Genomic DNA, 14,902 nt, shown 5'->3' with positions numbered 1-14,902 from the left:
TATAACTACTATCTCATTTTAAATCAACATAAACAAACCATGAAGCCTTTTGGCTAATACCTTCTTAAAGAAGATACTTTATGGGTTTCTAGGGTTTAATTCGATAACTAAAGTTTAATTTTGTTTTAATCATCAATTCATCCTGAAACAAATTTCAAGATGAGCATTCTTTTCATTTTCTAAAAAATGCCTCCAATAATTGAATTTGTTAAATTTTACTTTTATAATTTCATATAGCTGCCATCAATTTCCTGTTAACTCTTAAAATGTCAGCTCCAGCACAAGGCTGTTCTGTTTCTGTTAAGTGCTATCCGTAATGTTAAAAAACACATAATCAGTATTCTCGATTACCAGTTTGCTAAGTCGATAGATTTGTGGCAAAATTAAGCATGTCATAAGTATCTAATTATGAGTGCTTTATTAACTATCAATCTGACTTACTATGAGAAGAACTTTAATGTTTATTTTAATTTTGATGTTATGTTACGCAGGAGGGGCAATTGCGCAAGACATAATTAGGGGGAGGGTTACTGATGCTTCTGGTACCGCCTTGCCGGGTGTGAATATTATTGTAAAAGGCACCAACTTAGGTACGGTTTCCTCTTCTACTGGTGATTATCAGCTAGAAGCCTCGGCTGATGCTACTTTAATTTTTAGTTTTATTGGCTATCAAAAGCAAGAGGTGGAAGTGTCTGCCCGCAGTAAGGTAGATGTAACGCTGCAAGAAGAGCAAACTAGCCTTGATGAGGTGGTGGTAACGGCCATAGGTATCAAGCAGCAAAAGAAAAAGCTGGGTTATGCCACCCAGGAGGTGAATGCAGAAGTTATAGAAGAGGCTAGCACCATGAATTTAGGTAATGCGCTATCGGGCAGAGTGGCAGGGCTTACGGTAAATAACCCTACAGGAATTTTTCAGTCACCATCTTTTAGCTTAAGAGGCAAAGAGCCACTTATTGTATTAGATGGCGTGCCGGTAGAAACTGATCTTTATGATATTTCACCAGAAGATATTGAAAGTATAAATGTATTAAAAGGAGGAGCGGCCTCAGCGCTTTATGGTTCCAGAGGTCAGAATGGAGCTATTCTTATCACTCGCAAAAATGCTTCAAAACAAGGTCTAACCGTTACCGCTTCTACCAGTAATATGGTTACGGCTGGTTTTACGGTATATCCTGAAACACAGTCAGAATATGGAAATGGTTCTAATGGTAAATATGAATTCTGGGATGGGGCAGATGGAGGTATTTCTGATGGTGATATGATCTGGGGACCTAAATTTGAGCCTGGCGTTAAAGTTCCTCAGTGGAACAGTCCTATAAGAGACAAAGAAACGGGTGAGATTATACAGTGGTATGGTAATGTGGCTGGTACCGTGTATGACGATAAATCAAGGTACGAAAGAGTGCCTACGGACTGGGTGCAACATGATAATTTAAAAGACTTTTTAGGAACAGGAGTAGTTACAAAAAATGACTTTTCTGTGGCTTATCAGGGAGATAAATCCCGATTTTACTTTTCTGGTAACTATTCTTATCAGAAAGGCCGGGTGCCTAATACCTCTATGCATACGGGTGGACTTACTTTTAATTCTTCTTTTGATCTGGCCGATAATCTGACCTTAGATGCTGCAGTGAGTTATAACAAGGTATACTCGCCAAATTACCCACGCTATGGCTATGGGCCGAGTAATCATATGTATACCATACTTATTTGGATGGGAGATGATGTGAATGGCCAAGACCTTAAAGATCATATGTATGTGCCTGGGTTAGAGGGCTACCGTCAGGCAAATTATAACTATGCCTGGTATAATAATGTGTATTTTGCCTCTAATGAACTTAATCAGGAATTTAACAAGAACATTGTCGATGGGAAATTGAAACTTAGGTATGAGATTACTAAGGACTTTTATCTTCAAGGAAGGGTTTCTGCTCGCCAGCAAGGTACTTTTGAAGACAGGGAGACGCCAAAGTCCTATATGAATTATGATGACTCTCGTAATGGAGACTACAAAACATGGAATACTGGTCAGCTTAATTTTGATACGGACATTTTAGCCTCTTATTCTAAAGATATCAATAGTCAATTAGGTTTTACTGTTAATGCAGGGGCATCCGATTTTTATAGAAAATATCAGCAAGAATATTCTTCTACTGATGGTCTTATAGTTCCAGAAATTTATAATCTGAGCAATACGCAAGGTAATGTGAAGGCTACTAATAACCTGAAAGAAAAGGCTATTAAAAGTGTGTACGGTACTGTAGAGTTCGACTTTATGAATTCTATTTTTCTAAATTTCTCTGCTAGAAATGACTGGTCTTCTACATTACCCGTTGCTAATAATTCTTATTTCTACCCTTCGGCCTCTCTAAGCGGAGTGTTATCAGAATTTATCAATTTTCCTTCCGTTATAGATTATTTTAAAGTGTACGGTTCATGGTCCAGAGTTTCCAGTGACTTAAATCCTTATGAGATCTATGCTACCTATCAACAAGGCATAACTTATGGATCAACTCCATCAGTTAAATATCCTTCAGGTCTTATTAATTCAGAGATAATGCCGGCAAGATCTACTACTACAGAAATAGGATTTAACACCTCTTTAGTAGAGAGAAAACTATCATTAGAGGCTACTTATTACAGAATTCTAGATGAAAATCAGATTATTGACCTTAATATATCTGATGCTTCAGGCTTCTCTACACGTAAGGTGAACGGTAACGAGTATACTACTAACGGTGTGGAAGTAATGTTAAATTACAATGCTATTAGAAAGAGCGATTTCAACTGGAACATAGGGCTTAACTGGTCTCGGTCAGTGAAGAAAATAACAGATATCTATGGAGCCAGCGACCGCTTTGAAGATCTTAGAGAGGGAGATAGAGCAGATAGCTACTATGCCACTGTTTGGCAAAAAAGTGCTGACGGTCAGGTGATTATTGATGCTAACACTGGCTTGCCTACTAAAGATTCTTATAAGCAGAATTTAGGTCATTTAGATCCTTCATGGAGATTAGGCCTTCAGAATGTGTTTAAGATAAAGGATTTTACTGTGAACATAGATGTAGATGGTGCCTGGGGTGGTATTATAAACTCGATTACTGCAGAAAAAATGTGGTGGGGAGGTAAGCATCCTAACTCCACCAAATACAGAGACGAGGAGTACGCTGCAGGTAAGCCCATTTATGTGCCTCAGGGCGTTAATGTTACAGATGGTGAGCTTACCAGAGATGTGAATGGTAATGTTATTTCTGATACCCGCTCTTATTCGAAAAACACCACCGCTGTAAGCTGGCAAACCTGGAGCCAGGTTTATCCTTATCAGGCCAAGGTTACAGAAGATGAAAATGAGTTTTTTGCTAATACTTTTGATAGATCGTATTTCAAGCTCAGGAGGGTGTCCGTAAGCTACGATTTGATGAATATTATAGAATCGGATAAATTGAATCACCTCAACCTGTCATTATATGGGTATAATCTGGCCATTTGGAAGAAAATGCCGTACCTAGATCCCGATTATGGTGATGACAAAGACCTTCAGGATCCTTCTTCCAGGTATGTGGGATTTACACTGCAAGCCATATTTTAAGAATCACCCATCAAAGTATAGAAAGATGAAAAAGCTATTAATAATATTTGCAATTGCCTTAGGAATGACCTCTTGCCGGGATCTGGAAGAGATGAATGTAAATCCTAACTCGCCTACAGAATCGCACCCTCAGCTCTTGCTTACCAATGTAGAATGGACTGCGCCACAGGAATTTATAGGTACAGATCCACTTTATGCGATCAAAATGCTGGTACAGACTGATGGTGAAAATGCTTATCAGTATTATAAATGGAATCGTGGTGATTTTGATGATTTTTCTACGCTGCGTAATGTCACTAAAATGATGGAAGAAGCGGAGCGTATAGAAGACCAAACCTATGTAGCATTGGGTAAATTTTTTAGAGCCTATTATTTCTATAATCTTACCTTACAATTTGGAGATATACCATACACTGATGCGCTCTCTGGAGAAGTAAAAGAAAACTATCAACCTGCGTATACAAGTCAGCAAGAAGTTTTTCAGGGGATATTGGCTGAGCTCGCAGAGGGCAGTGATATTTTAAAAAAGAGTAATACAATCATAGCCGGAGATATAATTTATGATGGAAGCGTAACCTTATGGAGAAAGTTGATTAACGCTTTTCGCTTAAAAGTGATGCTTACCCTATCTAAGAAGAATGGGACTAATATGGCTACAGAGTTTGCTTCAGTTTATGCTAATGAGCCATTAATGGAAAGCATGGATGAAAGTGGCATGTTAAAATTTCTGAATCAGCAAGATAACAGGTATCCAAACTTTAACAGTAGTAGTTTTAGCTCAGGCATGTATATGGATTCTACTTTTATTAAAAGACTACAAGACCGTGAAGACCCTAGGTTATTTATCTACGCTACTCAAACAAAGAAGGCCAAGGAAGCAGGGAAGGATATAGATGATTTTACTGCTTATGAAGGCGGAGATCCTGCTGACCAATATAATGATGTCAACCTAAAGGCTGCAGAGGGTAGGGTTTCAAGAGTGAATGCACGCTATTATCAAGATCCTGAAAATGAACCTTATATGATTTTGGGTTATGCAGAACAGCAATTGATATTAGCAGAAGCAGCGGTTAGGGGCTGGATTTCTGCAGATGCCGCTTCATTATACATAGACGGAGTAAAAGCCTCATTTAAATTTTATGAGACGTATGCAGAAGCTTATTCGCAATATGTAAGTGAAGATGCTGCGGTAGATTATTTGTCTCACAATATCAATAATTTTAGCCTGGCTATAGGCACCGAGGCTCAACTAGAGCTTATCATAACTCAAAAATACCTACAGTCATTTATGCAGATAGGCTGGTCAGCTTACTATGAGCATTTAAGGACTGGTACACCTAATTTCAGGAGACCTTCAGGAGTTTCTATTCCTTACCGATGGATGTACCCACAGTCTGAATATAATTACAATGCAGCGCAGGTTTCTGCAGCCATAGCTAAGCAGTTTGGGCAGAGTAACGATGATATTCACGAGATACCCTGGTGGCTAAAATAAATAATTTAACATAAAGGAAACAATCCTTCATAAGCATAATATTTCGTGGTGCTTACTTTTAGGTGGTCTTAGGTTTTTTTGAATGAATAAAAGCCTGAGACAACCTTTTTTATCTATATCTAATATTTGTATTTATAATTTAATGAGTGATTCAAGAAGAGATTTTCTCAAGAAAGTAGCTTTGCTTACCGGTGGAGCAGGGGCTTGGCAGGTTTTGCCGGGTTCAATACATAAGGCCATGGCTATAGCTCCAAATCCTGGCACCACCTTTTATGATGCTGAGCATGTGGTAATGCTCATGCAGGAAAACCGATCTTTCGATCATTGTTTTGGCACTTTAAAAGGAGTGAGAGGATTTAATGATCCTCGAGCCATTAACCTGCCTGGTAAGTTTCCGGTTTGGCTACAGCCAGATAATAAAGGGAATCGTTTTGCCCCTTTTCGTCTGGATATTAAGAACACTAAAATCACCTGGATGGGCGGTGTGCCACATTCCTGGGAAGATCAGGTAGATGCTCGTAATGATGGTAAATATGATGGCTGGATAGAAGCGAAACGGCCCGGCAATAAGGAGTTTAGAGATTTTCCTATGACTATGGGCTATTATAGCAGAGAGGATATTCCTTTTTATTATGCTCTAGCCGATGCTTTCACCGTTTGTGATCAGCATTTTTGTGCCTCTCTTACGGGTACTACTACCAATAGAAACTATTTCTGGACAGGCAAAACCCACAACGGCCCACAAGATAAGGCGAAGGTGAGAAATGGAGAAATGGGTTATGATAATGAAGTGAATTGGAAGACTTTTCCTGAGAGGCTGGAAGAAGCAGGAGTTTCATGGCGTGTATATCAAAATGAGGTGAGCCTCCCTACCAATGTGGAGGATAGCTCGCTGTTGGCCAATTTTACTGATAATAATCTGGAGTGGTTTGAGCAGTATGGAGTAAGGTTTAGTGCAGGCCACTATGAGTGGTTGCAACAGAAAGAAAAGCAGCTGCTGAAAGAATGGGAGACATTAAAGGAGGCAGGTAACAAGGATGAAGCAACAAAGAAAGAACAGGAACTTACCGAAATAAGAGATTACGTTAGCAAATGGAATCCTGAAAAATTCAATCAGCTATCTTCTGAGAGAAAAAATCTTCATAATAAGGCTTTTACCACCAATATTGCAGATTCGGATTATCATCGCGTTCAAGCTATGCATTATGAAGATGATGGAGAGCAAAGAGAAACGCATATTCCTAAAGGTGATATTCTGCATCAGTTTAGGAGTGATGTGAGTAATGGTAAATTGCCTATGGTGTCTTGGGTAGTGGCACCTCAAAAATTTTCTGACCATCCGAGTGCTCCCTGGTATGGTGCCTGGTATGTTTCTGAGGTGTTAGATATCCTTACCCAGAACCCTGAAGTATGGAAAAAGACCATTTTTATCTTAAATTATGATGAAAATGACGGTTATTTTGATCATATCCCACCTTTTGTAGCTCCTGATCCTGCTAATGCTAAAAGTGGGAAAGTGTCTCAAGGTTTAGATGTAACCGGAGAGTTTGTAACAAAGGAGCAAGAGCAAAAAGAAGGATTTTCTGATAAAGAAGCAAGGACTAGCCCCGTAGGCTTAGGCTATAGAGTGCCGTTAGTAGTAGCTTCACCCTGGAGCCGTGGCGGATGGGTCAACTCCGAAGTGTGTGACATTACTTCAACCATTAAATTTTTAGAGAAATTCCTTTCTAAGAAAACAGGAAAGACTATTTCTGAACCCAATATTAGCCACTGGAGAAGAGCAGTAAGCGGCGACTTAACCTCAGTATTTAGACCTTATAATGGAGAGAAAGTTGATTTTCCTGATTCTGTTAATCAAGCCGAATTCACCAAAGAAATTTATAATGCAAAGTTTAAGGCTGCTCCAGGTGAAGTATTACCATTTTCTGAATCTGATGCGAGAATAGTATCTAAGCAAGGCAGGAAGTCAGGAAAATTGCCAGCTCAGGAAGCCGGAACTAAGCCTTCTAATGCACTCAAATATGATCTTCATACAGAAGCAAGCATCTCGAAAGATGGTAAAAATTTAGTGATCAGATTTGAGGCAGCTAAAGAAATATTTGGAGAAGAGTCATTAGGAGCTCCTTTTAATGTTTATGCTCCAGGCAATTATAAAAATGATTTTGACGGTCAATTTCAGCCAGTTAAAACCTGGGCGTTTGCCGTAAAGTCCGGTGATAAGATTGAGTATCAATGGCCTTTGAATGATTTTGAAGGGGATTCATATCATTTGCAGGTATATGGTCCTAATGGTTATTTCAGAGAATTTAAAGGGAAAAAAGGAGCAGCTTTTCCTGTGATTATGTGTGAGCCTGTGAAAAAAGGAAGGGAGTATAAAGATCAAATTAAATTAGTGATCAAGAGTGCAGAAGGCGGTAAAGTAGAGATAGTACAAGAGGTGTATGCTGAAAGTTTTAAATCCCTTTCATTAAAGCCTAATGATGTGGAAGAGGTGATAATTGATGCTTCTCAAACAAAAGGGTGGTATGATTTTAAAATTAAGCACCCCTCAGGAGAGATTCATTATGCCGGTAGGTTGGAGGTAGGCAAAAACAGTATTTCTGACCCAGCTATGGCATGATAAAAAAATAAGGTTAAGGCCATTGGCCTTAACCTTATTTTTACGTTTATGAAAGGGTGTTTATTTCAAATGTTTTGTAATCTCCTCATTTAGTGGATTTACCTTAGAATCGAAGTGCGCAATGAGCTTACCGTTTTCGTCTACTAAAAACTTGTTGAAATTCCATGATACTTTAAAATCATCTAATCCATTTTTATCCTTTTGTGTAAGCCACTGGTAAATAGGATGCTGATTTTTTCCTTTTACATCTATCACGGTAGTCATGGGGAAAGTTACCTGATAGTTATTAGAGCAAAACTCCTTGATTAATGATTCTTGGTTAAGCTCTTGCCCAGCAAACTGATCACAAGGCAGCCCCAGAATTACTAAATGATCTTTATTTAGTTCATAGAGTCTCTGTAAATCTTTGTATTGAGGAGTAAAACCACATTTAGAGGCTACGTTAACAAACAATATTTTCTTGCCTTTGAAGTCTGATAAATGAATAGTCTCATCACTATCCAGCGCTTCTATTGAAAAATCATAAATAGATGAATCGCTAATGGCGCAAATGCTAATAAGCAAGGTTATTATTATTGATTTCATGTGTGTTGGTTTGTTTAAGGTTTAAATCTACAAGCTTGCTCTAGAATAACGAAGCAGATGATATTAGAGTTTAGAAATTTATTGTGATAACCTATTAAAAGTAGCGGACAGAAGCTTAAGTTTTTTTATGCTTAAACCAATGTCTGATTTGTCTGCTGTATATCCATAAGCTAATAGATACCAATAGTGATATGCAGGCTGTAGTGCCTAATGCTCCGCCATATCCGTTAAAATAATGACTAGCGTTGATATACAGTATTGAAAATATTATACCTGAGATGGTTAGGAAAGTATAACTGTGAATAACTTCTGAAGAAACCATACCAATAAAGGAGCCACCTATAAAAACATAGGGAATAGTTGCGCAAACGGTAAGATCTTGAAGCAATGGAGTATGTTGAAAAATAATGGCTACTAGCAGAGAAAGTCCTGCGGAAGCACGAATAGGTCCTTGTTTCAGATCATGACTCACGAAAAAAGTGAGTAGCACACCTGCTACACCAGCGATAGTAATAATGATATAGTTCATTTAAGAAAATATTCTAAAATAATAGCTACCAAAACAACACCTCCAAAGGCCATGGTGCCAAGTTTTCCGCCATAGCCATGAAATACATTTTTTGATAAAATCAGCAATACACCGGCAGTAGTGGCGGCCAGCAATATAAATTGATAACCATGAGCGATGTCAGGACTCGTCATGCCTACAAACGCACCACAATAAATAGCGGCAGGTATCTGTTGGCTCAGAAGGTTGTCTCCGGTGAATTTGGGTACGAAAGAGGCTGCTAGGCCAACTAGTCCTACTGAGACTACCGAATTCATATGTAAACCCGAACTTAAAAAGAATGTTAAAACGGCACCTGAGGCTACAAAGGCGATGAGCCAGCAGTCTTCCCATAAATGATCATAGCGGTGGTGTGGTATCTTTCTCCAAGCGACTATAGTAAGTACACCGATAATTGTCAAGAGCCCTAATACTGTAGGAATATTGGTTTTCTCAAATATTATGGCTCCCAAAAAGGCTGACTGTAATACAAAAACTATCGCTAGAGCAAACTGAGAAATGGTCCTTTTCATATGTAATTCCTCCGAAATTTGGCGGGCAAAGGTAGGATGACATGGGAGCTAGTGCCAGAAAAGTCACATGATTATAGTCATGAAATGATAAATAACTGTAATAAATACGCTTTTAATATTACATATGTTTTTTGTAGAAAATCTAATCATGTAATTTTCAATTCATCTTAAGTTGTAACTTATAATATACATGAATATTAAATTGAAGCTAAGTCTTTTCATTTGTTTTATTTTACTAATAAATAATGTTAAAGTATCTGCTCAGGGAAATAAGGGGTATTTAACTAATGACGGCACCTGGTGTTGGTTTTCAGATCCCAGAGCCATTAAAGTGGGAGATTACATATTTACGGGTTGGGTTAAATCTAATGGCACTATTGAAGCCACTAAGTTTAACTTTAAAACACTGGAAAATGACCCTAGTGAGCTCTATTATCTTCTTGAAAACGATGATCATGATAACCCTGCTTTTGTGCCCACGGGCGAAGGTGACATACTTGCTATGTATACCAGACATAGTAGAAAGGATTTGTTTATCAATGTTTTAGAAGATTATAAAAATCAATCGAATTATAGTAAACCACAATTTATCCATCCTATAAGCAAAGCGGAGTTAGAGAAATTTCCCAGAGAGACTATGACCTACGCTAACCCTTTTCGCTTAACAGCTGAGAACGACAGAATATACTGCTTCGGTCGCTGGACAGGCTTTAAGCCTAATATGATGTGGTCTGATGATCATGGTGAAACCTGGTCTCAGAGCAAGGTATTTATTACCAATTACCCTTTTGATATTAATAATAGGCCTTATGTTAAATATGGTTCCAATGGTACTTCTAAGATTCATGTGGTGTTTACAGATGGGCACCCAAGAGATGAGCCTACTAACTCTGTTTACTATGCTTATTATGAAAGTGGAGCTTTCTTTAAAGCTGATGGAGAGAAAATAAGAGACACTACGGCACTGCCTTTTGAGCCGAAAGAGGCCGATTTAGTATTTAGATCCAATGAAAAAGAAGGCAGGGCGTGGATAGCTGATATTGCTTCTGATAAAAAGGATCAGCCGGTGATTTTATATACCAAAAGCCCTTCAGAAAATAATCATGAATACTGGTATGCGAGCTATCGTAAAGGGAAGTGGCAGAGTTATAAAATATGTGATTCAGGTAAGTGGTTTCCTCAAACACCTGAAGGCAAGAGGGAATATGAGCCGCATTATTTTGGAGGCATGAGCTTGCACCCAGATAATTCTCACGTAGTGTACCTTTCAAGAGAGATCAATGGCATTTTTGAAATAGAAAGATGGGAGACTGATGACTTGGGTAAATCCTGGTCAACAGAAAGTATCACTAAAAACTCAGTAAAAGATAATGTAAGACCCTATGTGCCTAGAGGGCTATCAGCAGATGAAGCTGAAATGGTTTTTTGGATGGAAAATGAAAAATATATTCATTATACCAATTTTAAAACTTCCATTAAGTATTTTATAAGGAAATAAAATGATGCATTGCTTTTTTAATAAAGGATCTATGTATGTAATTTAATGGCTTAGAAATTTTCTAAATAATAAAATTGATAGTCAGACGGTTCCTTTGTATAGATAAATGTATCTATTCAATAGTAGTTTTAATTAGCCTTTTTTCAGGATCTATATTGGCTAAATCCACTTTAGCTCTTCCTGATGACCCTGCACAGCTCAAATGTCTTCTTCAAACCAATTTAGATGATGAAACCAAGCTTCAGGTTCATTATCAACTGGCAAGAAAATATAGAAATGAAAACCCAGATCTAGCTCATTACCATTTAGATCAGGTGGAAGTGATAGCCCAGAAGGTAGATAATAAACCGCTGCTGGGTAAGGCTTTGTCTTTGAGAGGAAAGATATACAGGCAAAAGCGGGATTATGTTAATATTCTTAATGCAACATTAAAGGCCAAGTCAATTTTTAAACAGACTCAGGATACACTGAGAAGTGCGGATGAACTGAATAATATTGGGGTGATTTTTATGGATATAGGTAACTATTATAAGGCATTAGATTATTTGATTCAAGCAGCCGAAATTTATGAAGGTCAAAATGATATAAAATTTTATATAAGAACGAAAACAAATATTTCCATTTGCTACATAGAAAATAAGCAGTGGGAGTTGGCTAGAAAGCATATTAACAGCGCTATAGACAAACAGCTGAGCTTTGATAAGAAAGATTCACAGATGCTCGTGTGGTTATATACAGTAGCGGGCAACCTTGAGTATTATGAAGGTGCTTTTGATAAGGCTGTTGATAATTATAAAAAGGCCTTTTCTTTAGAAGGTATCTCAGATGATGCCAAGGCTGGATTATATTTCAATATGGCTAATGCATTTCAGAATGATCAAAATTTCGCAGAAGCAGAAAAATGGCTTATGGAAGGAAAGGAATTGCAGGAGGCTATACTAATGCGTGAAGAATCTATACTAAAGCATTACAATATCGAAGGCGAATTCTATCAGTTACAAGGTCAGCATGATAAGGCGATTAAGGTTTTGAATGAGGCCATTCATTACGCAACAAAAGTTTGCGCTAATAAAGATGTGACTAATAGCCTTCAGTTGTTATCTAAATCTCAGATGGCCATTTTGCCTGATAGTTTACGAATTAGTGTGGAGGCTTACCAAAGGGTGGAGGAGGAGTGCCGTCAACAGCTTAATCTTTTACTGGAAAAGGAAATAGACGATTTTGTGAAGGAAGAGAAAAGAGAGCGAAAGGCTCAAAAACAAGAAGCATTTGTAGATCAGCTTGGTACCTCGGTAGGTGTTTTAATATTAGTTCTTATAGGTATATCTATTACATTGAATCGCAAACGGCTTGTGTATAAAAGAGATCATTACAAACTCAATAAAATAAGGAGAGTTTTAAATGATGACTAATTTAGTTTGCTGTATATCAGGTTATTAAAGACTGTTTAAAGTTGTTTATATGGCCGTTTTTCCTGTGGTAGAAGCAAACAACTAAGAACTGGTGGAATAGTGACCTCAGTTGCTTTCATTCATAAATCCTCACTTCAAAGACCTGCCAAACCCTAAATGAACGATTAATACTAAAAGCCCAAAAGCACCCCCAGCAACGCAAACTCCTATCCATTGAAAATGGGTCCAGGCGAGGCCGCCAATGAGTGTGCCTGTGGCGCCACCTACAAAGTACATCACCATATATACAGTATTGATCCGGTTTCTTTCTGGTGGATTACCTGCAAATATGATGGTCTGATTGGTAATATGCACGGCCTGTACACCCAGATCTAGAAGTACGGCTCCGATAATTAACCCTAAAATGCTCGCATGAGAAAATCCAAGTATCAGCCAGGATATGGCTATAATAATAACAGAGGCAATTACTATTTTGCTTTTGTCATACTTATCAGCCAAGCGGCCTACATAGGAAGCTGCTATGGCTCCTACGATTCCTGCAAAACCAAATGACCCGGCGGCATCGCTGCCCATATTGAAAGGTTCTTCTTCCAATAAAAAGACCAAAGTGGTCCAGAAAATACTAAAGCTGGCAAAGTCAAATGCACCTCTTAGAGCCGCTATTCTTAGCCTTGGTCGTGTTTTAAATTGGTATACAATTGATTTTAATAGTTGAGCGTAGTTTCCACTAAACTCTGGCTTAAGTGTAGGGAGTTTAATTTTTAGAAGTATCCAAAGTAAAACCATCATGCCAGCGGCAATGAAGTACATAGACCGCCACCCTAAATGTGCACCTACAAAGCCGCTAATGGTTCTAGATCCTAATATTCCTATAAGCATGCCAGTCATCATGGTACCTATGGAAGCGCCTCTTTTTTCGTTGCTAGATAGCTGCGCAGCCATGGGTACAAAGAGCTGCGGAAGTACGGAGCTAAGGCCGATAAAGAAGCTGGAGATCATTAAAGTGAATAAGTTTTGAGCTACCGCAGCTGCTAATAATGACGCTATGATAAATATGAAATCTGAAAGTATCAGTTTTTTACGTTCGAATTTATCTCCTAATGGTACTATTAGAAATAGGCCCACAGCATAGCCTATTTGAGTAAGCATAGGAATTAAGCTTACTTCAGATTCAGCCACTTGAAATGAACGAGCCATTTCTCCTAGTAAGGGCTGGTTATAGTAGTTATTGGCTACTACCAGGCCGGTGCTAGTGGCCATGAGTACAAGCAGCTGTTTTGATAATTTATGAGGTGTCAATGTGAGTAGGAGTTATATGAGATACTTTTACTTATTGCCTATGTTTGAGGAGGTTATTCGACTTTTTTTAGCGCTGGTAAGCCATAAGGAAAAGGCTATTAACCCTACTGCAGCAAAACTTAGGTAACCTTGTCCCAACAGTTGCTCGTGGATAGGCTGAAAAATAGCGATGGATCCGTAGCTTAAAAATGAGGTTAAAAAATAGGTTCCTCCTCCTGTAATGCCGTTAGATATTCCTGCATATTCTGGGAAACGGGATAGGCAGTAGGTGAAGAATATATTAAATATGAAACCTGCAGCTACGTGAATCATAAATGCGGTGATAGAAAGAGATAAGAGACTTTGACCATACCACCCCGCAATGATCATAACCATGGCTATTAATAGCTGAAAGCTTAAGGCAGAATATGATTTATGGTGAGTCTTGTAATCCAACATAGATTTGGATAGGAAGCCGCCGCACATCCAGGCGATGCCTAGTAAAAGTGAAATATAACCTGTGATGACAGGGGCATATCCCATTTCATGCTCAATAATAAATGGACCAGACATGCTGTACATCATCACCATGCCATAGCTAATGCCGGTCATGCCTATTCCTAGCGCGAAATCGGCTGTTTTGAACATTTTGAAATATACAGATAATGTGGATTTTAGCCTTAATGGATGAGTTTTCTTAATAGTTTCACCGGAAAAGAGACCTTCTAAAATAATTAGTATAAACCCATATATAGCGAGTACATAAAAGTTACTTCTCCATGTAAAATAAGTTTCTAAATAACCACCAATAAAAGGCGCTATTATAGGAGCTGCGGCCCAAATTATGGTCATGGATGAAAGTAGGCTTCGCTGCTTCTGACCTTCGTATACATCTACAAAGAATACTCTTTTGCCTACTACGGCAAAGCCCGCACATACCCCTTGTACTGCTCTCATGGTCAGTATTACATGAATATTGTTTGAAACGGCTATGGCTAAACTGGAAAGTGAAAATAAAAGTAGAGCGAGCAGGGTTATTCGGTACCTGCCTAAGGCATCTAAAATGCTGCCTGCTAAAATTTGAGTAATTCCATAACTGATTAAAAAGAATGAAAGAGTTAGCTGTATAGTGCTTTCTGGAACATTCAGATCTATTGCCATATGTGGCATAGACGGTAAATAAATATCTGTGACTAAACCTGAGAGGGGTACTACTGAATATGCCAAAATAGTGGCTATCTTTTTGTTCTTATCCGTTATTCTTCTTACTGCCATTATATATCATCGTCCTACGGACTTCTTTGTAATTGTTTTTTCTATATTGACCAAGGCCAAATATAGAAGT

The 14,902-nt window shown here is 38.3% G+C and carries 10 protein-coding genes; 5 read left to right on the top strand and 5 right to left on the bottom strand.

Translation table 11 applies throughout. The features are described from left to right. The first annotated feature begins 442 nt into the window (after positions 1-442). The 3 genes from JL102_RS03525 (at position 443) to JL102_RS03515 (ending at position 7,704) form a co-directional block, all read left to right on the top strand. Positions 443-3,589, top strand: coding sequence for a SusC/RagA family TonB-linked outer membrane protein (locus JL102_RS03525; protein WP_202242567.1), 3,147 nt, complete (start codon positions 443-445; stop codon positions 3,587-3,589). A gap of 25 nt (positions 3,590-3,614) precedes the next feature. Continuing rightward, on the top strand, positions 3,615-5,084 hold the full coding sequence (locus JL102_RS03520) for a SusD/RagB family nutrient-binding outer membrane lipoprotein (protein ID WP_202242557.1): 1,470 nt from the start codon (positions 3,615-3,617) through the stop codon (positions 5,082-5,084). 142 nt (positions 5,085-5,226) lie between these two features. Then, positions 5,227-7,704, top strand: coding sequence for a phosphocholine-specific phospholipase C (locus JL102_RS03515; RefSeq protein ID WP_202242555.1), 2,478 nt, complete (start codon positions 5,227-5,229; stop codon positions 7,702-7,704). A 60-nt stretch (positions 7,705-7,764) separates the two neighbouring features. Here the strand turns inward: JL102_RS03515 and JL102_RS03510 are convergent, their stop codons facing one another. From JL102_RS03510 to JL102_RS03500, 3 genes are all read right to left on the bottom strand, one after another. Then, entirely contained in the window at positions 7,765-8,289 is a 525-nt protein-coding gene (locus tag JL102_RS03510) for a glutathione peroxidase (RefSeq protein WP_202242553.1), read from the bottom strand. A 115-nt stretch (positions 8,290-8,404) separates the two neighbouring features. Beyond that, on the bottom strand, positions 8,405-8,818 hold the full coding sequence (locus JL102_RS03505) for a hypothetical protein (RefSeq protein ID WP_202242551.1): 414 nt from the start codon (positions 8,816-8,818) through the stop codon (positions 8,405-8,407). After that, positions 8,815-9,369 (bottom strand): hypothetical protein, encoded by a 555-nt coding sequence (locus JL102_RS03500; protein ID WP_202242549.1) that lies wholly within the window; start codon positions 9,367-9,369, stop codon positions 8,815-8,817. Before JL102_RS03500 ends, JL102_RS03505 begins: the two co-directional genes overlap by 4 nt. Positions 9,370-9,559: 190 nt before the next feature. Here JL102_RS03500 and JL102_RS03495 point away from each other — a divergent pair, with 190 nt between their 5' ends. Continuing rightward, positions 9,560-10,867, top strand: a complete 1,308-nt coding sequence (locus JL102_RS03495; RefSeq protein ID WP_202242547.1) for a BNR-4 repeat-containing protein — start codon at positions 9,560-9,562, stop codon at positions 10,865-10,867. A gap of 155 nt (positions 10,868-11,022) precedes the next feature. Continuing rightward, positions 11,023-12,279: a tetratricopeptide repeat protein gene (locus JL102_RS03490; protein WP_202242545.1), complete on the top strand. Its 1,257-nt coding sequence runs from the start codon at positions 11,023-11,025 to the stop codon at positions 12,277-12,279. 129 nt (positions 12,280-12,408) lie between these two features. On the opposite strand, the gene JL102_RS03485 is transcribed toward JL102_RS03490, so the two are convergent. Both JL102_RS03485 and JL102_RS03480 read right to left on the bottom strand, forming a co-directional pair. Continuing rightward, positions 12,409-13,539, bottom strand: coding sequence for an MFS transporter (locus JL102_RS03485; RefSeq protein WP_202242543.1), 1,131 nt, complete (start codon positions 13,537-13,539; stop codon positions 12,409-12,411). 66 nt (positions 13,540-13,605) lie between these two features. After that, entirely contained in the window at positions 13,606-14,832 is a 1,227-nt protein-coding gene (locus JL102_RS03480) for an MFS transporter (RefSeq protein ID WP_202242541.1), read from the bottom strand. Positions 14,833-14,902: the final 70 nt, after the last annotated feature.

It is taken from the genome of Fulvivirga sediminis (genome assembly GCF_016757215.1).
Lineage (GTDB): Bacteria > Bacteroidota > Bacteroidia > Cytophagales > Cyclobacteriaceae > Fulvivirga > Fulvivirga sediminis.
This window is presented reverse-complemented; position numbering and strand designations above follow the sequence as displayed.

Bases quoted from the DNA above. Each gene is read 5' to 3' on its own strand.
- JL102_RS03500 (WP_202242549.1), bottom strand. From the start codon at position 9,369: ATGAAAAGGACCATTTCTCAGTTTGCTCTAGCGATAGTTTTTGTATTA.
- JL102_RS03485 (WP_202242543.1), bottom strand. From the start codon at position 13,539: ATGGCCACTAGCACCGGCCTGGTAGTAGCCAATAACTACTATAACCAG.
- JL102_RS03525 (WP_202242567.1), top strand. From the start codon at position 443: ATGAGAAGAACTTTAATGTTTATTTTAATTTTGATGTTATGTTACGCA.
- JL102_RS03505 (WP_202242551.1), bottom strand. From the start codon at position 8,818: ATGAACTATATCATTATTACTATCGCTGGTGTAGCAGGTGTGCTACTC.
- JL102_RS03480 (WP_202242541.1), bottom strand. From the start codon at position 14,832: ATGGCAGTAAGAAGAATAACGGATAAGAACAAAAAGATAGCCACTATT.
- JL102_RS03495 (WP_202242547.1), top strand. From the start codon at position 9,560: ATGAATATTAAATTGAAGCTAAGTCTTTTCATTTGTTTTATTTTACTA.
- JL102_RS03520 (WP_202242557.1), top strand. From the start codon at position 3,615: ATGAAAAAGCTATTAATAATATTTGCAATTGCCTTAGGAATGACCTCT.
- JL102_RS03510 (WP_202242553.1), bottom strand. From the start codon at position 8,289: ATGAAATCAATAATAATAACCTTGCTTATTAGCATTTGCGCCATTAGC.
- JL102_RS03515 (WP_202242555.1), top strand. From the start codon at position 5,227: ATGAGTGATTCAAGAAGAGATTTTCTCAAGAAAGTAGCTTTGCTTACC.